Raw genomic sequence first — 25,738 nt, forward strand, 5'->3', positions numbered from 1 at the left:
GACGGCGCGGCGCGTGAGGAGGAGAATCGTCCCCGGTGGGGCGGCCGGACTTCAAATCCGGTTGGGGCAGCGAGCCTGTCCCGGGTGGGTTCGACTCCCATTCTCCTCCGCCACCGCGCCGGCGGGTGCCGTCACGTCAGCCGGTGAGGCCGAGGCCCCGCGCGGTGGGCGGCTGCCACGTCTTCGACTGCGGCACCGCGCCCGAGGGGCTCGTCCCGATCATCGACCCGCCGGTGCCCCCGGACCAGCCGGTGGAGCCGGAGTTGCCCGGCGCGGTCCCGTCGGCCGTGGCGGGCTGCGGTTCCGTCGCGGCGGTCGAGATGCTGTTGCTTGATCCCGGCCGTGCCTGGTCCACGTTGCCGGCCGCGGGTTCCAGCGACTGGCTTGACGCCGGGTTGCCTTCGGGCGTGGTGCGAGGAACGTAAACGGGCTTCAGCGCCGGCGCGGCGGCTACCGCCGCGACTTCCTGGGGCGACAGGGGCTCGCCCACCTGCGACTTGCCCTGCACGGTTCCTGCAAATGCGGCGGCAGCCTGCGACTGCGCGGCGGCCAGCGCCTGCGGGTCGGGCTGTGCCTGCGGATCGGCCTGCGCCGGTGTGGAAGTGCCAGCGGCGGAATTTGGCGCGGCGGCAGCGTTTGGCGCGGCCGCTGCGGCGGCGTTCGGATCGGTAAGGGTCGGGGTCGCCAGCGCGTCCTGCGTCGCGGGCGGGGTCGGCGTCTGCACCGGCTCCATCTGCGCGGCGCCCGGCTGGACGTTGGTTGCCCCGGTCTCCCCCGGCGTGGACGAGACCTGCGGGATCGTGCCGGAATCGGGCGCGGCGTGCGTCGGCGGCGCAACCGTCTGCGCGCCCGACGATACCGCCGTCAGCGACATGGCGGCCAACGCCGCGCAGGCGATCTGGTGAAACCGGGTGCCGGGCATTGCGTTTGTCCCCCTTCTGACGTGCGGCCGCGCCTTCGACGATCGGACCGGCGCGTTAACCAACCTTCGCATCAAAGCATTGCAAGTGAAACGGCTTTGCCGTTTTGACAGTTCCAATCCGCAAGGGTGATGTCAGATTTATGACACATCCCTGATGCCGCCGGCGCTACATTTCGACACCGTCGTATCTACCTGGGCCTGTCGACCTGACGAGGAACCGAACCATGAAGAAGATCGGCTTTCTGTCCTTCGGCCACTGGTCGGCGGCCGCGCAGTCGCAGACCCGGTCGGCGTCCGACAACCTGCTTCAGTCGATCGACCTGTCGGTCGCCGCCGAGGAGCTGGGCCTCGACGGCGCGTATTTCCGGGTCCATCACTTCGCCCGGCAGCACGCCTCGCCGTTCCCGCTGCTGGCGGCCATCGGCGCCCGCACCAGCCGGATCGAGATCGGGACCGGCGTCATCGACATGCGGTACGAAAACCCGTTCTACATGGCCGAGGATGCCGGCGCGGCCGACCTGATCTCTCGCGGGCGGCTGCAGCTGGGTCTCAGCCGCGGGTCGCCCGAGCAGGTGATCGAGGGCTGGCGCCACTTCGGCTACGCGCCTGAGCCGGGCGAGACCGATGCCGACATGGCCCGCCGCCGGACGGAGACGTTTCTCAAGCTGATGGAAGGCGAAGGCTTCGCCGCGCCCTCGCCCCACCCGATGTTCCCGAACCCGCCGGGCCTTCTGCGGCTGGAGCCGTTCTCGGCCGGGCTGCGGGACCGGATCTGGTGGGGCGCCGCATCGGACGCGACCGCCGTCTGGGCGGCGCAGCTGGGAATGCACCTGCAGAGCTCGACCCTGAAGACCGACGAATCGGGCGAGCCGCTGCACATCCAGCAGGCGCGCCAGATCAGGCTGTTCAGGCAGGCGTGGAAGGCCGCGGGGCATGAGGGCCAGCCGCGCGCGTCGGTCAGCCGCAGCATCTTCGCGCTGGTCAACGACAGGGATCGACAGCTGCTGGGGGGCCAGCGCAGCGACCGCGACCAGATCGGGATCATCGACAACACGCGGACGGTGTTCGGACGCAGCTACGCGGCAGAGCCCGAGGAACTGGTCAGGCAGCTTGAAAGGGACGAGGCGATCCGCGAGGCCGACACGCTGCTGCTGACGATCCCGAACCAGCTTGGCGTCGACTACAACATCCACGCGCTGGAAGCGATCCTGACGCAGGTCGCGCCCGCGCTCGGCTGGCGCTGAGGTCGAGGGGACGCGGCGTCCGCGTCGATGGCGATCTGATCGGCCGACGCGCCGGCAGGCCTAGCGGCGATGTTCCAGAACGGTCTTCGCGACCAGGACCACCAGCGCGATCATCGTGAGCACCGTAGCCGCGGCGAAGGCGCCGGCCGCGTTCAGGTCGTTGAACAGCAGCTCGACATGCAGCGGCAGGGTGTTGGTCTTGCCGCGGATGCTGCCCGAAACGATCGCGACACCGCCGTATTCCCCAACCGCGCGCGCTGTCGCCAGCACCGCGCCGTACAGCAGCGCCCAGCGGATGTTGGGCAGCGTCACCCGGCGGAACAGCTGCCAGCCGCTCGCCCCCAGCGTCACGGCCGCCTGTTCCTGGTCCGATCCCTGCGCCTGCATCAGCGGCAGCACCTCGCGCACGACGAAGGGCGTCGTCACGAACATCGTCACCATCACGATGCCCGGCAGCGCGAACAGCACGTCGAGGTCGTGCCGCGCAAGGAAGCCGCCCAGCCAGCCCTGCCGCCCGTACAGGAGCAGGTAGCAGATCCCCGCGATGATCGGGGAAATCGAGAAGGGCAGCTCGATCAGCGTGATCAGCAGGCCGCGGCCGCGAAACTGGAACTTCGACAGAAGCCACGCCGCGCCGATGCCGAAGGCGACGGTGACCGGCACCACGATCACGGCGACGAGCGTCGTCATCCAGATCGCGTGCAGCGTCAGCGGGTGCATGATGTTCGCGGCATAGGCCGACCACCCGGCCCCCAGCGCCTGCACGAAGATGTAGACCAGCGGCACGACGACGAAGATCGCCGTTGTCACCACCGCCAGCCCGATCAGAAGCGCCCGCGTCATGCCGTGACCGCGCCGTAGCGTGCCGCGCGGATCTGGACGAGGTTCGACAGGAACAGCAGCACCAGCGCCAGCACCATCAGGACCAACGCCACGGCGGCCGCGCCTTCGTAGTCGTATTCCTCCAGCCGGATATAGGCGAGAAGTGACGCGATCTCGGTCTTGAAGGGCAGGTTGCCGGCGATGAAGACGACCGCCCCGAATTCGCCCAGCGAGCGGGCGAAGGACGTCGTGACGCCCCCGAGCCACGCCGGCATGATGGCCGGGAAGATCACCCGGCGGAACGTGGTCCAGCCGCTCGCGCCGAGGCTGGAGGCGGCTTCCTCGAGCGCGGGGTCCAGCTTCTCGAGCACCGGCTGCACGGCGCGGACGACGAAGGGGATCGAGGTAAACGACATAGCGAGGATGATGCCGCCCAGCGTGTACACCACCTGAATGCCCATCGGCGCCAGCACCGCCCCGAACCATCCGTTCGCGGAATAGAGCGCGGTCAGCGACAGGCCCGCCACGGCGGTGGGCAGCGCGAAGGGAATGTCCATCAGCGCGTCCAGTAACCCGCGCCCCGGGAAGCGGTAGCGGACCAGCACCCATGCCATCAGCAGGCCGTAGACCGCGTTGATGACGGTCGCCACCGCCGCCGCCGTGATGGTGATCCGCAGCGCCGCGCGGGTGCGCGGGGCCGAGACGATGTCCCACAGCCGCGCCGGGCCGATCCCCGCGCCCTCGATGACAAGGGCGATGATGGGGATCAGCACGATTACCGTCAGGTACAGCAGCGTCGTGCCGAAGGTCAGGCGAAAGCCCGGCAGGACGGCGCGCGCCCGGACCGGCGGGGCAGAGGCGAGGGACATCGGTTGGGCCTTCGGACTGGTCTCAGCGGTTGACGAAGACCTTGTCGAGGATCCCGCCCACGGCCAGGTGCTCGGACTGGATCTTGTCCCAGCCGCCGAACACGTCCTCGACCGTCAGCAGCTCGACCTGCGGGAACTTGTCTGCGAACTCGGCCTTCACCGTCTCGTCGTTTACGCGGTTGCCGTTCTCGGCGAGAATGCGCTGCGCTTCGGGCGAGTAGAGCCAGTTGAGATAGGCGGTTGCCAGCTCGGTGGTGCCGTTCCTGTCGGTGTTCTCGGTCACGACGGCGACCGGGAAGGCCGAGAACAGGCTGACCGGCGGCGTCACCGCGACAAGGCCGCGGTCGGCGTACTGCGCGGCGATCTGGCGGGTCTCGGTCTCGAACGTGACCAGCACGTCGCCGATCTCGCGTTCCACGAAGGTCTGGGTCGCGGCGCGCCCGCCGGTATCGAACACGGGAACGTTCTCCATGATCTTGCGGACGAACGCCTGCGCGGCCTCCGCATCGCCGCCGTTCTCGCGCAGCGCGAAGGCGTAGGCAGCGAGGTAGGTGTAGCGGCCGTTGCCCGAGGTGCGCGGGTTCGGGAACACCACCTGAACGTCATCGCGGGCGAGGTCGGACCAGTTGTTGATGTTCTTCGGGTTGCCCTCGCGGACGAGGAAGGCGGGCATCGAGTAATAGGGCGAGGCGTTGTTGGGGAACGCCGCGCGCCAGTCCTCGGCCACCATGCCGCCCTTGGCCAGCATCTCGACGTCGGTTTCCTGGTTGAAGGTCACGACGTCGGCGGGCAGCCCCTCGAGGATCGACCGCGCCTGCTTGGACGACCCCGCGTGCGACTGCTCGATCGTCACGTCGCGGCCGGACTGGGCCTTCCAGGCTTGCGCGAAAACGGGGTTCAGCTTCTCGAACAGCTCGCGGCTGACGTCGTAGCTGACATTCAGCAGCCGGTCCTGGGCCGAGGCGGGCGACACGGCCAGCACCAGCGCGACGGCGGCGGCCTTGAAGGCGGCGAGTTTCATCGATGGTCCCTTTCAGGCGGTTCAGACGGGAAAGACGGAGGCGGCCTCGGGCCGCAGGTGGACGCGGGCGCCGGGCGACAGGCCCTGGGCTGCCGGGTGACGGCGGCGCAGGTCGGCGGGCACCTCGGCGCCGGACGCGTCGGCCAAGACCAGCCGCAGCTGCGAGCCGGTGTTGGAGATCGAGGCGACGGTCCACGGCCCTGCGGGGTCGGGAACGGGCACGAGATCCTCGGGGCGGACGAACAGACGCGCGGGACCGTCGGGCAGGCCGGGCGCCACGACGCGGGAGGCATCGACGCCCGGGGCGGCGACGCTGCCGCCGCGGACGGTCACGGGCAAGGCGACGGTCGCGCCCATGAAATCGGCGACGAAGGGGGTGGCGGGCGCGTCGTGGATGGTCGCGGCATCGCCGATCTGCTGGATCCGGCCGTGGTCCATCACGACGACGCGGTCGGCAAGCTCGAACGCTTCCTCCTGGTCGTGGGTCACGAAGATCGTCGTGGTGCCGGTCGCGTCGTGGACGCCACGCAGCCAGCGCCGCAGGTCGCGGCGGACCGCGGCGTCGAGCGCGCCGAAGGGTTCGTCGAGCAGCAGGACCGTGGGTTCGATCGCGAGCGCGCGGCCAAGCGCGACACGCTGCCGCTGGCCGCCGGACAACTGCGCGGGGTAGCGGCCGCCGAGCGCCTCGATCTGGAGAAAGCCCAGCAGCTCGTCGACCTTGCGGGCGATCTGCGCGCGTCCCGGGCGCTCGGCGCGCGGGCGCACGGTCAGGCCGAAGGCGATGTTGTCGCGCACGGTCATGTGCGGGAACAGCGCGTAGTTCTGGAACACGAAGCCGATCCGGCGATCCTGCGCCGCAAGCCGCAGCCAGTCCTGCCCGTCAACGTCGAGCCGGCCCGCATCCGGCCAGTCCAGCCCTGCGATGATCTTGAGAAGCGTGGTCTTGCCCGATCCCGAGGGCCCGAGCAGCGCCACCAGCTCGCCATCCGCGACGGTGAGGTCGATCCCGCGCAGCACCTCGGTCTGGCCGAAGCTCTTGTGAAGCTGCGAGATCTGGATGGTCATGGCCGCCTTCTCCGGGTGTCAGGCCCATCTAGAGAGCGGCAGCCGAGGCGGCAAGGAACGGGGGCGGCTCGGGCGCCGCGGGCGGAAAACGTGCTTCCACCAGGGTGCAGGAGCCTTGGAAAGGACGTCGACCAGCCAGCGCGGCTTCGGGAAAAGCTTCCGGTGAAGCCGCGGCGCCAAGGAACGAGGGTCTTTTCCGCTGCAGGGAAGAAGAGCGGACCCGCAGGCCCGCCCTGCCCTGTCACTTCAGGTCGTCCACGGTCCGGATGACCTTGCTCAGCAGGCCGTAGTCGATCGCTTCCTGGGTGTTCAGCCAGAAGTCCCGCTCAGTATCGGCCGCGATCCGCTCGACCGACTGGCCGGTCGCATCGGCGAAGATCTGGTTCAGCCGGTCGCGCATCAGACGCAGCTGTTCCGCCTGGATCATCATGTCCGAGCTCGTCCCGCCGATCCCGCCGGACGGCTGGTGGATCAGGAAGCGCGTGTTGGGCAGGCAGAAGCGGTTTTCCTGCTTCGCGCCAACGAAGATCAGCGCGCCCGCGCTCGCCACCCAGCCCGAGCCGATGGTCCGCACGGTGGGCCGGATGAAGCGGATCACGTCATGGATCATGTCGCCGGATTCGACGTGCCCGCCAGGCGACGAGATCAGGACGTTGATCGGCTTGTCGTTGTCCTCGGCCAGGGCGAGGAGATGCGAGACGGTGCGCTGCGCCAGCTTGTCGTTGATCGTGCCCGCCACGATGACGGTGCGCGACCGGAAGTACAGCTTGTCGATCGCGGGGCTTTGCGGAAGGCCCAGATCCTCGCCCTTCTCGTCGTCCTTCCGCGGCTCGTCCTGTTCCTCGTCGGGATCGTCGTCATCAAGCCTGTGGGGCGGAAGCGGGTGCAGCATCGGGGCATCCTTTCATTGGCGCGGCGGGGGCACGGCGCGAACCGGCCCCGCTGCATGGTTACCTAAGCATCCCTCAAGGATCAGTAAATGACCACCGAGCGGATGGATTCACCCGCGTGCATCAGGTCGAACCCGCGGTTGATGTCGGCCAGCGGCATGGTGTGCGTGATCATGGGGTCGATCTCGATCTTGCCGTCCATGTACCAGTCCACGATCCGCGGCACGTCCGTGCGCCCGCGCGCGCCGCCGAAGGCCGTCCCTTTCCAGATCCGCCCGGTGACAAGCTGGAACGGCCGGGTCGAGATTTCGGCCCCCGAAGGCGCCACGCCGATGATGATCGACTGGCCCCAGCCGCGATGGGTGCATTCCAGCGCGTCGCGCATGACCTTGACGTTGCCCGTCGCGTCGAAGCTGTAATCCGCGCCGCCGATCCGGTCGAACGGGGTCCTGGTCAGCTCCACGATCTCCTGCACGACGTTTTCGACGTTCCGCGGGTTGATGAAGTGGGTCATCCCGAAACGCTCGGCCATCGCGCGCTTGTCGTCGTTCAGGTCGACGCCGATGATCATGTCGGCGCCCGCGAGCCGCAGGCCCTGGATCACGTTGAGGCCGATCCCGCCCAGCCCGAAGACGACGGCCTTCGCCCCGATCTCGACCTTGGCCGTGTTGATGACAGCGCCGATGCCGGTCGTGACGCCGCAGCCGATGTAGCAGATCTTGTCGAACGGCGCGTCCTCGCGGACCTTCGCGACCGCGATTTCCGGCAGCACGGTGAAGTTCGAGAAGGTCGAGCAGCCCATGTAGTGGTGGATGGGGGTGCCATCGAGCATGGAGAAGCGCGAGGTCCCATCCGGCATCATCCCCTGCCCCTGGGTCGCGCGGATCGCGGTGCAGAGGTTGGTCTTGCCCGACAGGCACGACGCGCACTGGCGGCATTCGGGGGTGTAAAGCGGGATGACGTGGTCGCCCGGGCGGACGGAGGTGACGCCGGGGCCGACCTCGACGACGATGCCCGCGCCCTCGTGGCCGAGGATCGCGGGGAACAGCCCCTCGGGGTCGTCGCCCGAGCGGGTGAATTCGTCGGTGTGGCAGATGCCGGTCGCCCTGATCTCGACCATGACCTCGCCGGGCTTGGGCCCATCGAGGTCCACGTCCATCACCTCGAGCGGCTGACCGGCCTGAAGTGCGACTGCGGCGCGAGTTCTCATCCGGCGGCTCCTTACGCGGGTGGCCGCGCCAGACTGGCGCAGCCGCGCGGCAGGTTCAACCGGGGTCAGTTCTGGGCAGGGTCACTTCTGGACGGGTGCGGCGGCTGCCGAGACGGGGGTGGACGACACGCCCACCTGCGCGGCGCGCAGAAGCCGGTCGTGCAGCATGAAGCCGTTCGCCATGACCTGGATGATGTCGCCCGCCCGGGTGCCGGGGACCGGCGCCTCGAACATTGCCTCGTGCAGCTGCGGGTCGAAGCGGTCGCCGGTGCCGGGGCTGATGACGGTGATGCCGTGCTTGGTGAACACGTTGGTGAGTTCACGCAGCGTCAGTTCCACGCCTTCGATCAGCGCGGCGTTCGCATCCGTGCGGTCGGTCGCGGCGGCGAGCGCCCGGCTGAGCGCGTCGTGGACCGGCAGGAGATCGCGCGCGAGGCGCGAGCCGCCATAATTCTCGGCCTCGCGGCGGTCCTTGTCGGCGCGCTTGCGGGCGTTCTCGGCATCCGCGAGCGCGCGCATGAAGCGGTCGCGGTAGTCGTCACGCTCGGCCTCGATCGCGAGGATGCGGTCGTCGTCGGCCGGATGCGTGGCCAGCGGATCCGGGCCGGTGTCGGCATCGGCGGCGAACCCCTCCTCGATCGCGTCAAGGTCGATATGGCCGTTCGGCTTGTCGTTCATCGTCTACCCCTTTCGGCCCGACAATATCCGGCCGATCAGCTGAGCGGTGTAATCCACGATGGGCACGATGCGGCCATAATTCAGCCGCGTCGGGCCGATCACGCCCACAGCACCCACAATTCTTCGATCCGCGTTCATATAGGGCGAAACAACGAGAGAGGAACCCGAAAGTGAAAAAAGCTTGTTTTCGGAGCCGATGAAGATGCGGACGCCGTCGCCGCCCTCGGCCAGTTCCAGAAAGCGGGCGATGTCGCGCTTGCGTTCCAGTTCGTCGAACAGCACCCGCATGCGGTCGAGATCGGCCGCCTCGCTGGGCAGGAGATTCGCGCGGCCCTTCACGATCAGCCGCGGATCGCGCTCGTCCGATTCCCACAGCGCAAGGCCCGCCGCGACCAGTTCCCCGGCCAGCGCGTCGATCTGCTGGCGGTTGGCGTTCACGGCATCCCCGAGGGTCGCGCGCAGTTCCGCGAGCGTCCGCCCCTCGGCCTGGGCGTTGAGGAAGTTCGCGGCCTCGCGCATCGAGCTGGGGGTCTGGCCCACGGGCGGGGTGAAGACGCGGTTTTCGACGCGGCCGTCGGCGAAGACGAGGATCACCAGCGCCCGGTCCGGGGCGAGGCTCACGAACTCGATGTGGCGGACCGGGGCTTCCTGCTTGGGCATCAGCACCAGCGACGCGCCGTGGGTCAGGTGCGACAGCGCGGTGCTGACGCGGTCCAGCATCACCGAGGTGTCGGGGTCGTCGTCGCCCAGCGTCTCCTGGATGCGGGCCCGGTCGGCGGGGGCGACGGGGTCGATCTCCATCAGCCCGTCCACGAACAGGCGGAGGCCGAGTTGCGTCGGCTGTCGCCCGGCCGAGACGTGCGGGCTGTCGAGAAGGCCGAGATATTCCAGATCCTGCATGACGTTGCGGATCGTCGCGGCCGAAACCGCCATCGACCGGGTCAGCGTCCGCGACCCGATCGGCTCGCCCGTTTCAAGGTAACCCTCGACCACGCGGCGGAAAACCTCGCGCGAGCGGTCGTTCAGGTCGGACAGCAGGTCGGGCTGGATCATGAGGATGCCATGGCGCGCGCGGGCCGGGAGGGTTGCGGATGGGGTCGGCGGACCTGTATCTGACGGGCAACACCCTGAAAGGACGATCCATGCGCCCCTCTGGCCGGAATCTAGATGAACTGCGCCCGATTTCAATTGAAACCGGCGTGATGCGGCATGCCGAAGGGTCGTGCCTGATCCGCTGCGGCGACACCCACGTGCTGTGTTCCGCCACCATCGAGGACAAGGCGCCGCCGTTCCTGAAGGGCTCGGGCCAGGGCTGGGTCACGGCCGAATACGGGATGCTGCCGCGCGCCACCACCAGCCGCAACCGGCGCGAGGCGGCGGCCGGCAAGCAGGGCGGGCGCACGGTCGAGATCCAGCGCCTGATCGGGCGCGCGCTGCGGGCGGGCGTCGACCGGCGCGCGCTTGGCGAGCGGCAGATCGTGATCGACTGCGACGTGCTGCAGGCCGATGGCGGCACGCGCTGCGCGTCCATCACCGGCGGCTGGGTCGCGCTGCGGCTGGCGGTCAACAAGCTGATCGCGGCGAAGATGGTGACGACAGACCCGCTGGTCGACCACGTCGCAGCCGTGAGCTGCGGGATCTATGCCGGGCAGCCGGTCGTGGATCTCGACTATCCCGAGGACAGCGTCGCGGGCACGGACGGCAACTTCGTGATGACCGGCGCGGGCCGGCTGATCGAGGTGCAGATGTCGGCGGAAGGGTCCGCCTTCAGCCGGGCCGAGATGGGCCAGTTGCTCGATCTTGCCGAGCTTGGCGTGGGGCGCCTGGTCGAGGCGCAGAAGGCCGCGATCGCATGAGGACGCTGAGCGAGCGGCGGCTGCTGGTCGCGACCCACAACGCGGGCAAGCTGGACGAGATGCGCGCGCTGTTCGCGCCGCACGGGATCGAGGTCGTGGGCGCGGCCGAGATGGGGCTTGCCGAGCCGGAGGAGACGGAGACCTCGTTCGTCGGCAACGCCCGGATCAAGGCGGCGGCGGCGGTGAAGGCGACCGGGCTGCCCGCGCTCGCCGACGACAGCGGCATCTGCATCGACGGGCTGGACGGGGCGCCGGGCGTTCATACTGCGGACTGGGCGGAAACCGGCGCCGGGCGCGACTTCATGCAGGCGATGACCCGGGCGTGGACCGAGCTTGATGCAAGGGGCGCGCCCGAGCCGCGCGCCGCGCAGTTCCGGGCGACGTTCCTGCTGATGTGGCCGGATGGGCACGAAGAGGTGTTCGAGGGGATCGCGCCCGGCCGGCTCGTGTGGCCGGTACGGGGCGCGCTGGGGCACGGGTACGACCCGATGTTCGTCCCGGACGGGCATGACCGGACCTTCGCGGAGATGACGGCCGAGGAAAAGAACCGCATCAGCCACCGTGCCGATGCGTTCGAGAAGCTGCGGGCGGTCCTTGGCTGACGCCGCGCCCATGCCGGCCGAGGACTGGCGGGCGGGCGGCTTCGCGCTGTACGTCCACTGGCCGTTCTGCGCGGCCAAGTGCCCCTATTGCGACTTCAACAGCCATGTCGCGGCCGCGGTCGACCAGCCGCGCTGGCTGGCGGCCTATCGCGCCGAGATCGCGCGGCTGGCGGCCGAGGTGCCGGGGCGCGTGCTGGGCAGTATCTTCTTCGGCGGCGGCACGCCATCGCTGATGGCGCCGGAAACGGTGGCCGGAGTGATCGAGGCCGCGCGCGCCGCCTGGCCGCTTGCCAACGACGTCGAGATCACGCTGGAGGCCAACCCCACCAGCGTCGAGGCGGGGCGGTTCCGCGGCTATGCCGATGCGGGCGTGAACCGGCTGTCGATGGGGGTGCAGGCGCTCAACGACGACGACCTGCGGCGGCTGGGGCGGATGCACAGCGCGGCAGAGGCGCGGGCGGCGTTCGACATCGCGCGCAACGCGTTCGGGCGGGTCAGTTTCGACCTGATCTATGCGCGCCAGCGGCAGGACGCCGCGGCGTGGCGGCGCGAGCTGACCGAGGCGCTGGAGATGGCGGTCGATCATCTGTCGCTGTACCAGCTGACCATCGAGCCGGGCACGGCCTTTGGTGCGCGACACGCGGCGGGCCGGCTGCGCGATATACCGGACGATGATATCGCAGGTGATATGTATCTGGAAACGCAGGACATTTGCAAAAAACACGGATATCCGGGCTATGAAGTCTCAAATCATGCGCGGCCGGGATCGGAAAGCCGTCACAACCTGACGTACTGGCGGCAGGGCGACTGGGCGGCGATCGGACCGGGGGCGCACGGTCGGCTGACCCTGCCCGGAACCCGCGTCGGGACCGAGGCACTGCGCGCCCCTGAGGCGTGGCTCGGGGCGGTCGAGCAGCGGGGTTCGGGCGAGCTTTCGCGGGAGGTACTGGCACGACACGATCAGGCGGTCGAGTACCTGCTGATGTCCATGCGGCTGGTCGAGGGGATGGACATGGCCCGCTTTGCGGCCCTGAACGGCGCCCCGTTGGATGGCGCGGCAGTGGAGTCGCTGTTGGATCTTGCGCTGGTTCAGGTGGACGGTGGGCGGATCAGGGCGACGCGGACCGGGCGGCTCGTCCTCAACGCCATCCTGCGCGAACTGGCGCCGTAGTCGGACCCTGCGTCAGGCCGTGCCGCCGAGCATCTGGCACAGGCGGTCGAGCTGGTCGAGGTCGCGGTAGGTGATCGTCACGCGCCCGCCGTCATGGCCGGCGTGGTCGATCCGCACCCGCATCTTCAATTGCGCCGTCAGGTCGCTTTCGATCGCGCGCGTGTCTGCGTCCTTGGTGCTTTCACGCGGCGGCAACCGCTCGGGCTTCGACGCGGACTGGTCGCGGACGAGTTGTTCCGTCTCGCGTACCGACAGGCCACGTTCGACCACCTTGCGGGCGAGGCCGACGGGGTCATCGGCGGTGATCAGCGCGCGGGCATGACCGGCGCTCAGCGTGCTGTCGCGCAGCATCGCCTGCACAGGTTCGGGCAGGTTCAGCAGGCGCAGCACGTTCGAGATGTGGCTGCGGCTCTTGTTCAGCGCCTCGGCCAGCTTTTCCTGGGTGTGGCCGAAGCGGTCCATCAGCTGGCGGTAGGAGGCAGCTTCTTCGATCGCGTTCAGGTCGGCGCGCTGGATGTTCTCGATGATCGCGACTTCCAGCACCTCGGGGTCGCTGAGATCGCTGACGATCACCGGCAGGTCGTGCAGCTGCGCGATCTGGGCCGCGCGCCAGCGCCGCTCGCCGGCGACGATCTGGTAAAGGCCTCCGCCGTCGGGATGCGGGCGCACGATCAGCGGCTGCAGCACGCCGCGGTTGCGGATGGAGTCCGCGAGTTGCTGCAGGAGTTCGGGCTTGAAATCCCGGCGCGGCTGGTCGGGGTTGGGGATCAGCTGCTCGATCGCGATCCGTTGCGTCTGCGGGGCGGGGCTGTCGGGCGCCAGCGCCACGTCGGCCATGAGGGCCGAAAGACCGCGGCCGAGCCCGCGCTTGTCGATCTTGCGGTCAACCATGTTTCGCCTGCCTTTTCAGTGCCTTGCGTCGCGCCACGAACTCCTTCGCGACGGCGCGGTATGCTGTGCTGCCCTTGGAAGACGGGTCGTAGTGGATCACGGGTCGTCCGAACGAGGGCGATTCCGACACGCGCACATTGCGGGGAATGACCGTCTTGAAGACCAGGTCGCCCAGGGTCTGGCGGGCATCCGCCTCGACCTGGACTGCGAGATTGTTGCGGCTGTCGGACATCGTCAGCAGCACGCCTTCGATCCGAAGGTCGGGATTCGCGGCTTGGCGGACCTGGCGCACGGTGAGGAGGAGTTGCGACAACCCTTCGAGCGCGTAGAACTCGGCCTGCAGGGGGACGAGCACGCTCTCTGCCGCGACCATCGCGTTGAGGGTCAGCAGGCCGAGCGCGGGCGGGCAGTCGATCAGCACGACGTTGGCCCGGGCTTCGCGCACCGCCTGTTTCAGCAGCTGCGTGCGGCTGCTGCGCGCCGAGAGGTCGATATCCGCCGATGACAGGTCGGAATTGGCCGGCACGATGGAAAGCCGCTCGATGCTGGTCGGCCGGGTGGCTTCGGCCACCGTCGTCTCGCCGCTCAGGAGGTCGTAGCTGCTGGGCGTCCGGTCCTTCGGATCGACCCCGACGCCGGTCGAAGCATTCCCCTGCGGGTCGAGATCGATGAGGAGGACCGACTGGCCAAGCTCGGCCAGCGCCGCGCCGAGGTTGATGGCGGTCGTGGTCTTTCCGACGCCCCCCTTCTGGTTGGCAATCGCGACGATGCAGGGATCAGCCATGCCGGATGTCCGTCAGCTCGAGGATCGCGGCGCCGGACTGGGTGCGGCTGGGATGTTCGCGAAGGTCGAAATGCCAGCTTGTGTTCACGGATTCGACCTCTGCCTTCCAGTTTTCGCCCTTCATGAGCCATGCGGTGCCGCCGGGCCGGAGATGCCGCACGACATATGGCATCAGCTTGGGCATCGGGGCAAGGGCGCGGGCGCTGACGTGATCGACGCCGGCGGGGGGATGCCGCTCGATCCGATCGGTCTTCACGCGGCAATTCGGAAGTTGGAGTTCGCGGACGCAGGTGCGCAGGAACGTGGCTTTCCGGGCGTCAGAGTCGAGAAGCGTCACCGCGAGGTCGGGTCGGCAGATCGCCACGACTACCCCCGGAAGACCGCCGCCGGAGCCGATGTCGAGCCAGGTTCCTGCGGCAGGTGCAAGATCCGCAAGCTGCGCGCTGTCGACGATGTGGCGGTTCCACAAGTCATTCAGGGTCGACGGCGCCACAAGGTTGATCGCAGGGTTCCACCGCTGGATCAGGTCGGCGTAACCGCGCAGCTGTGCTTCACATGAAGCATTCATGCGACGGCGCGCTTGCCGCGCCGGACAAGAGCGAGCAACAGCGCGAGCGCCGCGGGGGTCATCCCTTCGATCCGGCCTGCCTGAGCAATCGACTGTGGGCGATGCCGCTCCAGCTTTTGCCGGAGCTCGTTGGACAGGCCTGATACGCCCGCGTAGTCGAAATCGTCCGGGATGACTTCGGCTTCTTCCCGGCGGAGGCTGTCGGCCTCACGCTGCTGCCGGTCGGTGTACTGCGCGTAAAGCGCATCGTTGCGAAGCTGCTGAAGCGTCGCAGGGGTGACGCCGGCGAGGTCGGGATCCAGTGCGGCCACGGCGGACGTGCCGATGTCCGGAAGGCCGAGCAGGCTGAACAGGCTACGGCGCTGCCCGTCCTGGCGAACCGGAATGCCGGCAGCGGCAAGTTCCGTGGGTGACAACAGGCGCTGTTCCGCAATGGTCCGGGCGGCGTCGTAGCGGTCCATCTTGTCGCGATAGACCTGCCAGCGCATGTCGTCCACGAGGCCGAGATCGCGGCCCATCGGGGTCAATCGCTGGTCGGCATTGTCCGCGCGTATCGACAGCCGGAACTCCGCCCGCGAGGTGAACATCCGGTAAGGCTCCGTCACCCCACGCGTGGTCAGGTCGTCGATCATGACGCCGATGTAGCTACTGGCGCGGGAGAAGATGACCGCCTGCTCACCCGTCGCGACCCTGGCCGCGTTGATGCCGGCGACGAGACCCTGCGCCGCCGCTTCCTCGTAGCCCGTGGTGCCGTTGATCTGGCCGGCGAGGAACAGGCCAGGCACCGACTTGACCTGCAGCCCGGCCGTAAGCGCGCGCGGATCGACGAAGTCGTACTCCACCGCGTAGCCCGGCTGCAGGATCACCGCGCCCTCGAGGCCCGGCATGGTCCGCACGTAGGCGAGTTGCACGTCTTCTGGCAGCGAGGTGGAGATGCCGTTCGGATAGACGACGTCGGTGTCCCAGCCCTCGGGTTCAAGGAACACCTGATGTGACTCCTTGTCGGCGAAGCGCACCACCTTGTCTTCGATCGACGGGCAGTAGCGGGGGCCGATCCCGTCGATATGGCCGCCATACATCGCGGACTTCTCGAGATTGTCGCGGATTACCGCGTGGGTCCGGTCGTTCGTGTGGGTGATAGCGCAGCTGATCTGCGGCGCCTGCGTGGCGGTGTTCAGGTAGGAAAACAGCACCGGCTCGTCGTCGCCGGGTTGCTGGTCGAGGGAGTTCCAATCGATACTGGCACGGGACAGACGAGGCGGGGTGCCGGTCTTCAGGCGGCCCATCGGAAGGCCGAGTCCCAGAAGGTCGGCGGCAAGCCCCTGAGACGTCGGGCCGTTCCAACGGCCCGCGGGGCGGCTCACGTCGCCCAAGTGGATCACGCCGTTGAGGAACGTCCCCGACGTGATGACGACGGCCGCCGCGCCCAGCTCCGCCCCGTCGGCAAGCGAGACGCCCGTGACTACGCCGAAGCTGCGACGCAACGCGGCAACCTCGCTCAGCACCACGTCGAGGCCCGGCTGCGCGGCAACAAGCCGCTGTGCCGACGCGCGGTACAGACCGCGGTCCGCCTGGGCGCGGGGCCCTTGCACGGCGGGTCCCTTGCGGCGGTTAAGCAGGCGAAACTGGATCCCGGCGGCATCGGCGGCAAGCCCCATCAACCCGCCTAGCGCATCGACCTCGCGCACCAGATGGCCCTTGCCCAAGCCACCGATCGCCGGGTTGCAGGACATGGTGCCGATGTCGTCCGCCCGCATCGTGACAAGCGCGGTCGCGCGCCCCATCCGGGCTGCGGCTGCGGCGGCCTCGACCCCGGCGTGACCACCGCCGACGACGATGACGTCATAGCTTTGCTTCACGTGAAACTACTTTCCGATGCAGAACGACGAGAATACCTCGTCAAGATAGTCCTCGACACCCACTTCGCCAACCATCTCGCGCAGCGATCGCGTGGCAATGGCAACGGCGTCGGCGATGATCTCCGGCGGGGTGTCTGCGTCGCAAGCAAGTACTTCCGCCGCCCGCCGCAGCGCGTCGGCCTGACGCTGGCGCGATACGATCCCGGCAGGCGCGGCGCGCTCTCGCAGGACGCCGTGAACCTTATCCAGCAACGCGGACACCCCCTGGCCAGAAAGGGCCGACACGTCGCCCCCGCCAAGATCCGCCTTTGACCGGATTACAAGATCGTCGGGCTTCAGCAGGGCATCAACGGGTAAGCCCGCGTCGGACAGATGTATCCGCAGATCGGCAGCCGCTGCCCGCTCGGTTGCACGGGCGACTCCCATCCGCTCGACCACGTCCTGCGTGTCGCGCAGCCCGGCCGTGTCCAGGAACGTCACCGCCAACCCGCGCAGATCCGTCCGTAATTCGATGACGTCGCGCGTCGTGCCCGCGATTTCGGTCACCAATGCCACCTCGCGACGGGCGATGGCGTTCAGGAGCGATGATTTTCCGGCGTTCGGCGGGCCGATCAGCGCAACCTCGAATCCCGCCCTGACCCGCTCGGCAGCAGGAAAGCCGTCCAGCTGATCGGAGATCCGGCCACGGACTTCCAAGAGAATGTCGAACACCTCGCCGGGCACCGCATCCGGCACGTCCTCGTCAGCAAAGTCGATCGACGCCGCGATCAGCGCACCGGCCCTGACCAGTTGCGCCCGAAGGTCCGCCGCCCAGCCGTGCAGCGCCCCGCCGGCCACTTCCATGGCCAGCCGGTGCTGTGCCTCCGTTTCCGCAGCGAGCAGATCCGACAGCGCCTCCGCTTCGGACAGATCGAGCTGGCCGTTCAGGAACCCGCGCTGGGTGAACTCACCGGGCATCGCCGGACGCGAGCCCCGCGCCAGCAAGGCGCCTTGCAGCAGGCGCGATATGATCGGCGCGCCGTGCAGGTGAAACTCCACCACCTCCTCGCCGGTGAAGCTCGCGCCGGCGTCGAACCGCACCAGCAGCGCGCGGTCGATCAGCCGGTCGCCATCTTGGACCGCCCGCAGATAACTGAACCGCGCCCGCGGCAGCGCGCCTGCGAGATCCTCGGCAATGACACGCGCTGCCGGGCCGGTGACCCGAACGACAGAAATGCCGCCCCGTCCCGGCGGTGTCGATTCGGCGTGGATCGTGTCCACGACACCCTCAGGCGTTCATCGAATCGAAGAACTCCGCATTGTTCTTCGTCTGCTTCAGCTTCGAGATCAGGAACTCGATCGCGTCCGTCGTGCCCATCGGGTTCAGGATGCGGCGGAGGAGATAGGTCTTCTGCAGGTCCTTCTGGTCCACCAGGAGCTCTTCCTTCCGGGTGCCGGACTTGAGAATGTCCATTGCCGGGAACACGCGCTTGTCGGCGACCTTGCGGTCCAGCACGATCTCGCTGTTGCCGGTGCCCTTGAACTCCTCGAAGATCACCTCGTCCATCCGCGAGCCGGTGTCGATCAGGGCCGTCGCGATGATGGTCAGCGAACCGCCTTCCTCGATGTTCCGCGCCGCGCCGAAGAAGCGCTTCGGCCGCTGCAGGGCGTTCGCATCGACGCCGCCGGTCAGCACCTTCCCGGAGGAGGGGACGACGGTGTTGAAGGCGCGGCCCAGTCGGGTGATCGAGTCGAGCAGGATCACCACGTCGCGCTTGTGCTCGACCAGGCGCTTGGCCTTCTCGATCACCATCTCCGACACTGCCACGTGACGCGTCGCAGGTTCGTCGAAGGTCGAGGACACGACCTCGCCCTTGACCGACCGCTGCATGTCGGTGACTTCCTCGGGGCGCTCGTCGATCAGCAGCACGATTAGGTAGCATTCCGGGTGGTTGCGCGCGATGGAATGCGCAATATTCTGAAGCAGAACGGTTTTCCCGGTGCGCGGTGGCGCGACGATCAGGCTGCGCTGGCCCTTGCCGATCGGCGACACCAGGTCGATGATCCGGGCCGAGCGGTCCTTCGCGGTCGGATCCTCGAATTCCATCTTCAGCCGTTCGTCGGGATATAGCGGCGTCAAGTTGTCGAAGGCGACCTTGTGGCGCGCCTTCTCCGGGCTCTCGAAGTTGATCTTCTCGACCTTGGTCAGCGCGAAGTAGCGCTCGTTCTCGCCCGGGCCGCGGATCACGCCTTCGACCGTGTCGCCTGTCCGCAAGCTGTGCTGACGGATCATGTCGGGGCTCACGTATATGTCATCCGGGCCGGGCAGGTAGTTCGCCTCGGTCGAGCGCAGGAAGCCGAAACCGTCCTGCACGACTTCCAGCACACCGTCGCCGCCGATTTCGATTCCTTCCTCGGCATGCTCCTTGAGAAGCGAAAACATCATCTCGCCCTTGCGCATAGTCGAGGCGTTCTCGATCTCCCACTCCTCGGCCATGGACAGAAGATCGGCCGGAGTCTTGGCCTTCAGGTCGGACAGGTTAAGCCGTTCGTCGCTCATTTCGGTCACCAATGGGTCGAACGATCCCGCAGGACAGGCGCGCACAGGCGGACGCCGGATCGGACCACAGAATGTGTCATGAAGAACTCCGCCGGACGGCGGGTCAGTCGGCTATAGTCCAGACAAAGCCCTGAGTCAAACAGCGTCAGAACTTCACGATCACCGACAGGACGATGACGACCATCAGAAGCGTGGGCAGCTCGTTCATCATCCGGTAGGTGCGGCCGGACAGGGGCGCAGGCTTCGTCGCCATGATCTTGCGCTGCGAGGCGAGCCAGTGGTGGAACCACGTCATCCCCAGCACCGCCGCGGCCTTGGTCCATGGCCAAATCATCGACCAGTCGACGATTCCCGGCGTGAAGACCAGCGCAAGCCCGGCAACCCATGTGGCGATCATCGCCGGGTTCATGATCAGCCGCAGCAGCTTCTGCTCCATGATCCGGAACGATGCCACCGGCTCGCCCCCGTGGGTACCACGTTCGGCGTGATAGACGAGCAGACGGGGCAGGTAGAACAGCCCGGCCAGCCACGACACGACCGCCATGACATGCAGCGACTTCACCCAGGGATAGGCGATGGCGAGGAAATCGGACACGGGCAGCGCTCCTTCAGGGTCTTCTTAATATGAAGAGAGAAGATAAAGGAAGATGATGTGATAGGGCCTGTGGGAGTCTGGATCATCCTCTCCCGCCCTCTTTCTTCACAAGTTTGTCCGTGTGTGGATAAAATGTGGATAGTTCGGTCGCTTCACGTGAAACAGATTATAAATCAGTACATTAACTCAGAAATGGCCTTGTGCATTATCATCCTTTCCCCGGCCTCGTCTTCTGCGTGATCCAGCTTATCCCGTGGTGCAAAACCGTCACCCGGACCGCCCCGGATTGCCCGTAATCTGGCCGCCAGAACCGCAGGATGCGTTGTCCCGAAGCCTCACAACCGCTTTTCCACAGGGTTGCAGACAGGTCGTGCTTGCCCGCGTGCAAAGCGCCGGGCCATGATTGGGCAGAGAGTTGATCTTCCTGCCAGATGCACGACACGGACACGCACAAACCCATTGCATCGATCCCCCTCGCGGGGGTGATCGGCTGGCCCGTGGCGCAGTCGCGGTCGCCCGCGCTTCACGCGCACTGGCTGCGCCGGTACGGCATCGCCGGCGCCTACGTCCCCATGGCGGTGCTGTCCGAACATCTGGGCCAGGTGCTGCATGCGCTGCCGAAGGCGGGCTTCGTCGGCGTGAATGTCACCATCCCGCACAAGGAATCCGTGCTGGCGCTGGCTGACGTCGTGACCGATCGCGCGGCGCTGATCGGCGCCGCGAACACGCTCATCTTCCGTCCCGACGGGCGGCTTCACGCCGACAATACCGACGGCTACGGCTTCATGGCCAACCTGCGCCAGCGCGCGCCCGACTGGGCCCCCGAACACGGCCCCGCCGCCCTCATCGGCGCCGGCGGTGCCGCCCGCGCGGTGGTGGCCGCGCTGCTCGAGGCGCAGGTGCCCGAAATCCGCATCGCCAACCGCACGCGCCTGCGCGCCGATCAGCTTCGGGCCGAGTTCGGGGCCCGGATCGTCGTCTATGACTGGGCGCAAGCCGGCAACATGCTCGACGGCGCGGTCACCGTAGTCAACGCGACCTCGATGGGCATGGTGGGCAAGCCGCCGCTCCGCGTCCCGCTCGACGCGCTGTCCCCCGGCGCGCTCGTAACCGACCTCGTCTACAACCCGCTCGAAACGGCGTTTCTGGCCGAGGCGCGGGCGCGCGGGTGCCGCACGGTCGACGGCCTCGGCATGCTCCTCCACCAGGCCGCGCCGGGGTTCGAGCGCTGGTTCGGCCGCCGCCCCGACGTGGACGACGACCTGCGCCGTGCCGTGCTCGCGAGCGGCCCGTGAGCACGCGATGAGCTTCGTCCTCGGCCTGACCGGCGGCATCGGGATGGGCAAGTCCACCGCCGCCGCGATGTTCGTCGAACGCGGCCACCCGGTCTGGGACGCCGACGCCGCCGTGCACCGCCTCTATGCCCCCGGTGGCGCGGCGGTGGCTCCGGTCGGTCAGGCCTTCCCGGGTTCTGTCGTGGATGGTGCGATCGACCGCGCCGTACTCAAGGCGGCGCTGATGATCGATCCGACAGGCCTCAAGACGCTGGAAACTATTGTCCACCCGCTGGTTCGGCAGGATCGCGCCGCCTTCCTGCGCGAGAATGCCCGTGCGCCGATCGTCGTCCTCGACATCCCGCTGCTCTACGAAACCGGGGCCGAGGCGCAGATGGACGGCGTCGCCGTCGTCAGCACCGACGAGGCCACGCGCCGCGCCCGCGTCCTGGCCCGCGCCGGCATGACCGACGAAACGCTGGACCTGATCCTGTCGCGCCAGCTTGTCGACCAGGATCGCCGCGCCCGCGCCGACTGGATCATCCCGTCGCACAGTCTTGACGCGGCGGCGGCGGCGGTGGATTCCATCTGCCTCGACATCCTCAGCCGACGGCCGCACGCATGATCCGCGAAATCGTCTTCGACACCGAAACGACGGGCTTCGACCCCGCCACCGGCGACCGCGTGGTCGAGATCGGGGCGATCGAACTGATCAACCACCTGCCGACCGGCGAGCGCTTCCACGTCTACCTGAACCCCGAACGCGCCATGCCGGCCGAGGCGCAGGCGATCCACGGCCTCGGCGACGATTTCCTGCGCGACAAGCCCCGCTTCGCCGAGGTCGCGGACCGTTTCCTCGACTTCGTCGGCCCCGACGCGCGGCTGATCGCGCACAACGCCGACTTCGACATCCGCTTCCTCAACGCCGAGTTGCGCCGCTGCAGGCGGCCCGAGCTGCGGCCCGGCCGCGCGCTCGACACCGCGGCGATGGCGCGGCAGAAGTTTCCGGGCGCCCCCGCGTCGCTCGACGCGCTCTGCCGCCGCTTCGGCGTGGACAATTCCGGCCGCGACCTTCACGGCGCGCTCCTCGACAGCGAGCTTCTGGCCGAAGTCTATCTTGAGCTCATCGGCGGCCGCCAGCCGGACTTGGTGCTGGACGCACCGATGGCCCAGGCGGCGGGCGCGGACGGCGTCATCCTCGTCATGACCCCGCGCCGCGCCCGGCCCGTGCCGCTGCCGCCCCGGCTGACGCAGGCCGAGGCGCAGGCGCACGACGCCTTCGTCGCGCGGATGGGCGACAAGGCGCTCTGGCAGACGCTCGGTCTGCGCCTTTCCGCAGCGTCCGCCTGACCGCCGGTTGCGTCCGGCCGGCAAAGCGGCGATGCTGTCGCATGAACGGATGTGAGCCGTCATGATCGAGCGGATCAAGGATATCTGGGTCTTCATCGGCGCGCTGTTCGAGCGGATGGACAAGATCCACATGAGCTTGATCGCAGCCGGCGTCGCCTTCTACGCGATGTTCGCCGTGTTCCCGGGGCTCGCCGCGATCATCGCGCTGTGGGGGCTTTGGTTCGATCCGACCATCATCACCCAGTACTACGCCGTCATCGACGAATTCCTGCCGCCCGGCGCGGCGCAGATCCTGCACGCGCAGGTGGACGCCCTGACGTCGGGGGGCCGGACGCAACTCGGCTGGGCCTCGCTCATTTCGTTTTTGATCGCGACCATTGCGGCGCGCGCAGGCGTCGATGCGCTGGTCCGCGGCCTCAATGCCGCTTACGGCGTGCGCTCGCACCCAACCATCTTCGGCTTCATCCTGGCCTACGTGCTGACGCTTGCCATCGTGGGGGTTGTGCTGATGGGGCTTGCGACCATCGTGATCGTGCCGCTGGCGCTGAACCTGCTCGAGGTCAGCTATCTTCGAAGCTGGCTGATCAGCGCCGCGCCGTGGGGGGCGATGTTCCTGATCGTGGTGATCGGGATCGGCATCATCTACCGCTACGGCCCCAACGTGCAGACACCCCGGACGCCGATCCTCACCTGGGGCGCGCTGTTCGCGGCGCTCGCCTGGGCGGCGGCGTCCTACGCCTTCTCGGCCTATCTCGGCAGCTTCAACAGCTACAACCGGATCTACGGCTCGATCGGCGCGGTGGTGGCGCTGCTGATGTGGTTCTACCTCGCGGGGTTTTCCATCATGCTGGGCGCGCTCATCAACGTGGAACTGGCGCGGCGCCGGCGCGTGGTGGCGGCCCGCCGCGCCCGAGCGCTGGTCAGCAAGGCGGCCTCGCAGATGCAGGGCTGAACGCCGGCCGCGGAGGTTCCCGCTTCAGTGCTGCGCGCCGCGCCGCGCCGCCGAGGTCAGGACAACCCGCCGCGCGCCGTCATCGCCCGCCGCCGCCACGCTGTCCTGCATCTGGAACGCCAGCTTCATGCGGTAGAAGTCGGGCTCGACCACGGTCGACACCTCGCCGTCGAGCTGCAGCGCGAAGGCCTCGATCAGCTGCCGCCCCAGCCCGCTGGCGTCGGCCGGCGCACGGGTGTGCGGCCCGATGGAGTTCTCGACCAGCAGTTCGGCATGGCCCGACCGCTGCCGGGTCAGCGACACGCAGACCCGGTAGCGCCCGTCCTGCGCAGGCTCTGCGTATTTCAGCGCGTTGGTGAACGCCTCGGTCGTCAGCAGCGTCAGCGGCACGGCCTGGTCGGGCAGCAGCGTGACATGGTCCAGGTGCGTCTCGATCTCCAGCCCCGACCCCGGCGGGACCGAGGCCAGCACCATCTGGTTGATGATGTCGGAAATCAGCTTGTCCGCTTCGACCGAATCCAGGTGCTCGGCTTGGTAGAGGTTGCGGTAGATCGTGGCGAGCGACGCGACGCGGTCCTGCACCGACCGCAGCACCTTCTGCGCGTCGCAGTCGCTGACCATGCGGCTCTGCATGTTGATGATCGACGCGATCAGCTGAAGGTTGTTCTTGACCCGGTGGTGCACCTCTTTCAGAAGCACCGTCTTTTCCTGGACCGAAGCCTCCATCGCCGCCTCGTCCCGGATCAAGATCCGCGCCATGTCGTGGAAGGTGCGGCTCACATCCGCGATCTCGGCCGGCGCTTCGGTCAGGACGGGGGGTGGGCTGCGGCGGTCGCCGATGGCGAAGCGCCGCATCTGCCCGCGCAGTTCGCGGATATGGCGCAGCACCAGCCGGAAGACGGCGAAATAGGCCACCGCCAGCGACACCGCCCACAGGGCCAGCGGAAACAGGACGCCCGTGAAGCGCGACAGCGCGATGTTGCCCACGCCGGCGGACTGCGGATTCCAGCTTCCCAGCGCATAGACCAGCCCCGGCACGACCGTGACCACGGTGAACAGCCGCCGCTCGCCGGTTCCGGCGGTTTCCCTGAACGTCGTGTCGGATCGGCTGGCCAGGGTCTCCAGCGACGAGGACCGGGGCAGCATCTCCTCGACCAGGCCCTGGCTCATGTCGGTCGAGATGACCTGGCCCCGGTTGGTGAACGTCACGATCATGGCCGACGAGGTCCGGTTCATGGGATCGTGCGTCGCCCGCATCATCGCCTGCGATACCGAAGTCGCGATGTAGCCGATCAATTCGTTGTCGTGCAGCAGCGGCTGCGACACGATCACGACCGGAAGGCCCGAAACGATCCCGGATTCAGTGGCCGAGATGGTGGTGCCGGGATTGTCCAGGAACGCGCGATAATGCGGCGACGAGCGGACATCGTGCACCCCGTCGTTTTTTGACGTGCAGTTCGAGATTCCGTTCAGCGGCGTGAACCCGGCGAAGACGAAGCTCGCGCTGTTCTCGACGAAGTTCTCCATCATCCGAGAACAGGCTTCGGGGTCGTCCAGCGTCTCGATCACCGCGGGCCCCAGCGCCTCGGCGGACCCGAGCGCGCTTTGCAGAAGCGTGCGTTCGCCCGCCGCCGCCGAAGAGGTGCGGCCCATCAACGCCAGTTCCGCCGCGCGCTCTGCCGCCTGCGACAGGTTCAGGGTCTGCATGACGGAAATCAGCCCGATCGGCAGGATTGCCACCGACAGCAGCATCCCCAGCCGGAAGCCGAGTCCACGCATGAACTGAAGCTGCTCGGACAGGCGCGTCACCGGACGCTACCGTGAGACGGGGTTGTTCGCCATCACCGCCATGGTGGCGCGGTCCGTCATCTCGAATTCCTCGCCTTCCTTCAGGTGCAGCAGCTCGGCAAGGCGCCGGCGGCCCCGGTTCGCGCGGGACTTCACCGTGCCCACGGCCACGCCGGTCATCTCGGCTGCTTCCTCGTAGGAAAAGCCGGACGCGCCCACCATCACCAGCGCCTCGCGCTGCTCGTCGGGAAGCTTGGCGAAGGCGGTCCGGAAGTCGTTCATCGCCAGCCGACCGTCATGTTCCGGCCGCGTCGCCTGCCGCGCGGCGTGGATGCCGTCGGTGTCGCTGACCTCGCGCCGAGTCTTGCGGCGGGCGGAATAGAAGGTGTTCCGCAGGATCGTGAACAGCCACGCGCGCAGGTTGGTGCCGACCTGGAACTTGTCCATGTTGGTCCATGCCTTGACGATGGTGTCCTGCACCAGGTCGTCGGCGGCTGCGCCTTCGCGAGTCAGCGAAAGCGCGAATGCCTGCAGCGCAGGCAGGTGTTCGACAAGCTCGCCTCTGGGATCGGCGGCCTTGACGACCTCCGTGTCACCAACCACAGGTTTCACCATCGTCACTCCTGCCCGCGAAGCTTTTCGAGAAGCATGAGAAATCTGTCCGGAACCTCTTGTGATTGGTCCTGCTCGTACACCCGCCGCAAATTCTCGTCGATCTGCTTTTCCAAGGCGGCGCGTTTACTGTCTTCACGCCTCATGTTCATTTTTTAGGTTTCTTTCCGGAAATC

27 protein-coding genes and 1 tRNA gene are annotated in these 25,738 nt (G+C 67.9%); 9 read left to right on the top strand and 19 right to left on the bottom strand.

Annotated features, from left to right (window positions below; translation table 11 throughout):
• Positions 1-17 precede the first annotated feature (17 nt).
• A tRNA-Sec gene (locus ELI80_RS15745) sits at positions 18-113 on the top strand.
• Positions 114-136: 23 nt separating this feature from the next.
• Here ELI80_RS15745 and ELI80_RS15750 read toward each other — a convergent pair.
• The gene (locus ELI80_RS15750; RefSeq protein WP_136653249.1) at positions 137-922 is read right to left on the bottom strand and encodes a hypothetical protein; all 786 of its coding nucleotides are present in this window, start codon (positions 920-922) and stop codon (positions 137-139) included.
• Positions 923-1,146: 224 nt separating this feature from the next.
• Here ELI80_RS15750 and ELI80_RS15755 point away from each other — a divergent pair, with 224 nt between their 5' ends.
• A complete protein-coding gene (locus tag ELI80_RS15755; RefSeq protein WP_136653250.1) occupies positions 1,147-2,166 on the top strand; it encodes an LLM class flavin-dependent oxidoreductase in 1,020 nt (339 codons plus the stop codon).
• Between the two features lie 60 nt (positions 2,167-2,226).
• Here ELI80_RS15755 and cysW read toward each other — a convergent pair whose 3' ends face one another.
• The 8 genes from cysW to hrcA form a co-directional block, all read right to left on the bottom strand.
• Positions 2,227-3,009, bottom strand: a complete 783-nt coding sequence (gene cysW / locus ELI80_RS15760) for a sulfate ABC transporter permease subunit CysW (protein ID WP_136653251.1) — start codon at positions 3,007-3,009, stop codon at positions 2,227-2,229.
• Positions 3,006-3,857 carry a sulfate ABC transporter permease subunit CysT gene (gene cysT, locus ELI80_RS15765; protein ID WP_136653252.1) on the bottom strand — a complete coding sequence of 284 codons (852 nt, stop codon included), beginning with the start codon at positions 3,855-3,857 and terminating at the stop codon, positions 3,006-3,008. The genes cysW and cysT overlap by 4 nt, the downstream gene beginning before the upstream one ends.
• A gap of 22 nt (positions 3,858-3,879) precedes the next feature.
• On the bottom strand, positions 3,880-4,878 hold the full coding sequence (gene cysP / locus ELI80_RS15770; RefSeq protein ID WP_136653253.1) for a thiosulfate ABC transporter substrate-binding protein CysP: 999 nt from the start codon (positions 4,876-4,878) through the stop codon (positions 3,880-3,882).
• 21 nt (positions 4,879-4,899) lie between these two features.
• Positions 4,900-5,943: a sulfate/molybdate ABC transporter ATP-binding protein gene (locus ELI80_RS15775; protein WP_136653254.1), complete on the bottom strand. Its 1,044-nt coding sequence runs from the start codon at positions 5,941-5,943 to the stop codon at positions 4,900-4,902.
• Positions 5,944-6,184: 241 nt separating this feature from the next.
• Positions 6,185-6,835 (bottom strand): ATP-dependent Clp protease proteolytic subunit, encoded by a 651-nt coding sequence (locus tag ELI80_RS15780; RefSeq protein WP_136653255.1) that lies wholly within the window; start codon positions 6,833-6,835, stop codon positions 6,185-6,187.
• Between the two features lie 80 nt (positions 6,836-6,915).
• Positions 6,916-8,043, bottom strand: a complete 1,128-nt coding sequence (locus tag ELI80_RS15785; RefSeq protein WP_136653256.1) for an S-(hydroxymethyl)glutathione dehydrogenase/class III alcohol dehydrogenase — start codon at positions 8,041-8,043, stop codon at positions 6,916-6,918.
• An 81-nt stretch (positions 8,044-8,124) separates the two neighbouring features.
• Positions 8,125-8,721 carry a nucleotide exchange factor GrpE gene (locus ELI80_RS15790; RefSeq protein WP_136653257.1) on the bottom strand — a complete coding sequence of 199 codons (597 nt, stop codon included), beginning with the start codon at positions 8,719-8,721 and terminating at the stop codon, positions 8,125-8,127.
• A 3-nt stretch (positions 8,722-8,724) separates the two neighbouring features.
• Complete coding sequence (gene hrcA, locus ELI80_RS15795) at positions 8,725-9,774, bottom strand: heat-inducible transcriptional repressor HrcA (protein WP_136653258.1); 1,050 nt, start codon at positions 9,772-9,774, stop codon at positions 8,725-8,727.
• A gap of 89 nt (positions 9,775-9,863) precedes the next feature.
• Between hrcA and rph the strand changes: the two genes are divergently transcribed.
• Genes rph through hemW form a run of 3 tightly spaced genes read left to right on the top strand, consistent with a single transcriptional unit; the run spans position 9,864 to position 12,350 of the window.
• Complete coding sequence (gene rph, locus ELI80_RS15800; RefSeq protein WP_136653259.1) at positions 9,864-10,577, top strand: ribonuclease PH; 714 nt, start codon at positions 9,864-9,866, stop codon at positions 10,575-10,577.
• A complete protein-coding gene (gene rdgB / locus ELI80_RS15805) occupies positions 10,574-11,179 on the top strand; it encodes an RdgB/HAM1 family non-canonical purine NTP pyrophosphatase (RefSeq protein WP_136653260.1) in 606 nt (201 codons plus the stop codon). Before rph ends, rdgB begins: the two co-directional genes overlap by 4 nt.
• Before the next feature lie 10 nt (positions 11,180-11,189).
• Complete coding sequence (gene hemW / locus ELI80_RS15810; protein ID WP_136653296.1) at positions 11,190-12,350, top strand: radical SAM family heme chaperone HemW; 1,161 nt, start codon at positions 11,190-11,192, stop codon at positions 12,348-12,350.
• A 12-nt stretch (positions 12,351-12,362) separates the two neighbouring features.
• On the opposite strand, the gene ELI80_RS15815 is transcribed toward hemW, so the two are convergent.
• From ELI80_RS15815 to ELI80_RS15845, 7 genes are all read right to left on the bottom strand, one after another.
• Positions 12,363-13,241: a ParB/RepB/Spo0J family partition protein gene (locus ELI80_RS15815; protein WP_136653261.1), complete on the bottom strand. Its 879-nt coding sequence runs from the start codon at positions 13,239-13,241 to the stop codon at positions 12,363-12,365.
• Positions 13,234-14,025, bottom strand: a complete 792-nt coding sequence (locus ELI80_RS15820; protein ID WP_136653262.1) for a ParA family protein — start codon at positions 14,023-14,025, stop codon at positions 13,234-13,236. The genes ELI80_RS15815 and ELI80_RS15820 overlap by 8 nt, the downstream gene beginning before the upstream one ends.
• Positions 14,018-14,593 carry a 16S rRNA (guanine(527)-N(7))-methyltransferase RsmG gene (rsmG, locus tag ELI80_RS15825; protein ID WP_136653263.1) on the bottom strand — a complete coding sequence of 192 codons (576 nt, stop codon included), beginning with the start codon at positions 14,591-14,593 and terminating at the stop codon, positions 14,018-14,020. Before rsmG ends, ELI80_RS15820 begins: the two co-directional genes overlap by 8 nt.
• On the bottom strand, positions 14,590-16,452 hold the full coding sequence (gene mnmG, locus ELI80_RS15830) for a tRNA uridine-5-carboxymethylaminomethyl(34) synthesis enzyme MnmG (RefSeq protein ID WP_136653264.1): 1,863 nt from the start codon (positions 16,450-16,452) through the stop codon (positions 14,590-14,592). The genes rsmG and mnmG overlap by 4 nt, the downstream gene beginning before the upstream one ends.
• Before the next feature lie 6 nt (positions 16,453-16,458).
• On the bottom strand, positions 16,459-17,712 hold the full coding sequence (gene mnmE / locus ELI80_RS15835; RefSeq protein ID WP_136653265.1) for a tRNA uridine-5-carboxymethylaminomethyl(34) synthesis GTPase MnmE: 1,254 nt from the start codon (positions 17,710-17,712) through the stop codon (positions 16,459-16,461).
• Between the two features lie 7 nt (positions 17,713-17,719).
• Entirely contained in the window at positions 17,720-18,991 is a 1,272-nt protein-coding gene (rho, locus tag ELI80_RS15840; protein WP_136653266.1) for a transcription termination factor Rho, read from the bottom strand.
• A gap of 145 nt (positions 18,992-19,136) precedes the next feature.
• Positions 19,137-19,586, bottom strand: coding sequence for a CopD family protein (locus ELI80_RS15845; RefSeq protein WP_136653267.1), 450 nt, complete (start codon positions 19,584-19,586; stop codon positions 19,137-19,139).
• Positions 19,587-20,017: 431 nt separating this feature from the next.
• Between ELI80_RS15845 and ELI80_RS15850 the strand changes: the two genes are divergently transcribed.
• The 4 genes from ELI80_RS15850 to ELI80_RS15865 all read left to right on the top strand — a co-directional run bounded on the left by ELI80_RS15850 (position 20,018) and on the right by ELI80_RS15865 (position 23,162).
• Complete coding sequence (locus ELI80_RS15850) at positions 20,018-20,881, top strand: shikimate dehydrogenase (protein ID WP_136653268.1); 864 nt, start codon at positions 20,018-20,020, stop codon at positions 20,879-20,881.
• A 7-nt stretch (positions 20,882-20,888) separates the two neighbouring features.
• Positions 20,889-21,485 (top strand): dephospho-CoA kinase, encoded by a 597-nt coding sequence (gene coaE, locus ELI80_RS15855; RefSeq protein WP_136653269.1) that lies wholly within the window; start codon positions 20,889-20,891, stop codon positions 21,483-21,485.
• Entirely contained in the window at positions 21,485-22,210 is a 726-nt protein-coding gene (gene dnaQ, locus ELI80_RS15860; protein WP_136653297.1) for a DNA polymerase III subunit epsilon, read from the top strand. The genes coaE and dnaQ overlap by 1 nt, the downstream gene beginning before the upstream one ends.
• A gap of 61 nt (positions 22,211-22,271) precedes the next feature.
• The gene (locus ELI80_RS15865; protein ID WP_136653270.1) at positions 22,272-23,162 is read left to right on the top strand and encodes a YihY/virulence factor BrkB family protein; all 891 of its coding nucleotides are present in this window, start codon (positions 22,272-22,274) and stop codon (positions 23,160-23,162) included.
• Between the two features lie 24 nt (positions 23,163-23,186).
• On the opposite strand, the gene ELI80_RS15870 is transcribed toward ELI80_RS15865, so the two are convergent.
• The 3 genes from ELI80_RS15870 to ELI80_RS15880 are packed head-to-tail and all read right to left on the bottom strand — an operon-like array spanning position 23,187 to position 25,708.
• Entirely contained in the window at positions 23,187-24,971 is a 1,785-nt protein-coding gene (locus ELI80_RS15870; RefSeq protein ID WP_236641538.1) for a histidine kinase dimerization/phosphoacceptor domain -containing protein, read from the bottom strand.
• A gap of 6 nt (positions 24,972-24,977) precedes the next feature.
• Entirely contained in the window at positions 24,978-25,565 is a 588-nt protein-coding gene (locus tag ELI80_RS15875; protein WP_136653271.1) for an RNA polymerase sigma factor, read from the bottom strand.
• Between the two features lie 2 nt (positions 25,566-25,567).
• A complete protein-coding gene (locus tag ELI80_RS15880) occupies positions 25,568-25,708 on the bottom strand; it encodes a NepR family anti-sigma factor (protein ID WP_236641539.1) in 141 nt (46 codons plus the stop codon).
• Positions 25,709-25,738: the final 30 nt, after the last annotated feature.

Origin of the sequence: Paracoccus aeridis (assembly GCF_004923205.2) — a bacterium.
Taxonomy (GTDB): Bacteria; Pseudomonadota; Alphaproteobacteria; order Rhodobacterales; family Rhodobacteraceae; genus Paracoccus; species Paracoccus aeridis.

Bases quoted from the DNA above. Each gene is read 5' to 3' on its own strand.
- ELI80_RS15750 (WP_136653249.1), bottom strand. From the start codon at position 922: ATGCCCGGCACCCGGTTTCACCAGATCGCCTGCGCGGCGTTGGCCGCC.
- ELI80_RS15755 (WP_136653250.1), top strand. From the start codon at position 1,147: ATGAAGAAGATCGGCTTTCTGTCCTTCGGCCACTGGTCGGCGGCCGCG.
- cysW (WP_136653251.1), bottom strand. From the start codon at position 3,009: ATGACGCGGGCGCTTCTGATCGGGCTGGCGGTGGTGACAACGGCGATC.
- cysT (WP_136653252.1), bottom strand. From the start codon at position 3,857: ATGTCCCTCGCCTCTGCCCCGCCGGTCCGGGCGCGCGCCGTCCTGCCG.
- cysP (WP_136653253.1), bottom strand. From the start codon at position 4,878: ATGAAACTCGCCGCCTTCAAGGCCGCCGCCGTCGCGCTGGTGCTGGCC.
- ELI80_RS15775 (WP_136653254.1), bottom strand. From the start codon at position 5,943: ATGACCATCCAGATCTCGCAGCTTCACAAGAGCTTCGGCCAGACCGAG.
- ELI80_RS15780 (WP_136653255.1), bottom strand. From the start codon at position 6,835: ATGCTGCACCCGCTTCCGCCCCACAGGCTTGATGACGACGATCCCGAC.
- ELI80_RS15785 (WP_136653256.1), bottom strand. From the start codon at position 8,043: ATGAGAACTCGCGCCGCAGTCGCACTTCAGGCCGGTCAGCCGCTCGAG.
- ELI80_RS15790 (WP_136653257.1), bottom strand. From the start codon at position 8,721: ATGAACGACAAGCCGAACGGCCATATCGACCTTGACGCGATCGAGGAG.
- hrcA (WP_136653258.1), bottom strand. From the start codon at position 9,774: ATGATCCAGCCCGACCTGCTGTCCGACCTGAACGACCGCTCGCGCGAG.
- rph (WP_136653259.1), top strand. From the start codon at position 9,864: ATGCGCCCCTCTGGCCGGAATCTAGATGAACTGCGCCCGATTTCAATT.
- rdgB (WP_136653260.1), top strand. From the start codon at position 10,574: ATGAGGACGCTGAGCGAGCGGCGGCTGCTGGTCGCGACCCACAACGCG.
- hemW (WP_136653296.1), top strand. From the start codon at position 11,190: ATGCCGGCCGAGGACTGGCGGGCGGGCGGCTTCGCGCTGTACGTCCAC.
- ELI80_RS15815 (WP_136653261.1), bottom strand. From the start codon at position 13,241: ATGGTTGACCGCAAGATCGACAAGCGCGGGCTCGGCCGCGGTCTTTCG.
- ELI80_RS15820 (WP_136653262.1), bottom strand. From the start codon at position 14,025: ATGGCTGATCCCTGCATCGTCGCGATTGCCAACCAGAAGGGGGGCGTC.
- rsmG (WP_136653263.1), bottom strand. From the start codon at position 14,593: ATGAATGCTTCATGTGAAGCACAGCTGCGCGGTTACGCCGACCTGATC.
- rho (WP_136653266.1), bottom strand. From the start codon at position 18,991: ATGAGCGACGAACGGCTTAACCTGTCCGACCTGAAGGCCAAGACTCCG.
- ELI80_RS15850 (WP_136653268.1), top strand. From the start codon at position 20,018: ATGCACGACACGGACACGCACAAACCCATTGCATCGATCCCCCTCGCG.
- coaE (WP_136653269.1), top strand. From the start codon at position 20,889: ATGAGCTTCGTCCTCGGCCTGACCGGCGGCATCGGGATGGGCAAGTCC.
- ELI80_RS15865 (WP_136653270.1), top strand. From the start codon at position 22,272: ATGATCGAGCGGATCAAGGATATCTGGGTCTTCATCGGCGCGCTGTTC.
- ELI80_RS15875 (WP_136653271.1), bottom strand. From the start codon at position 25,565: ATGGTGAAACCTGTGGTTGGTGACACGGAGGTCGTCAAGGCCGCCGAT.
- ELI80_RS15880 (WP_236641539.1), bottom strand. From the start codon at position 25,708: ATGAGGCGTGAAGACAGTAAACGCGCCGCCTTGGAAAAGCAGATCGAC.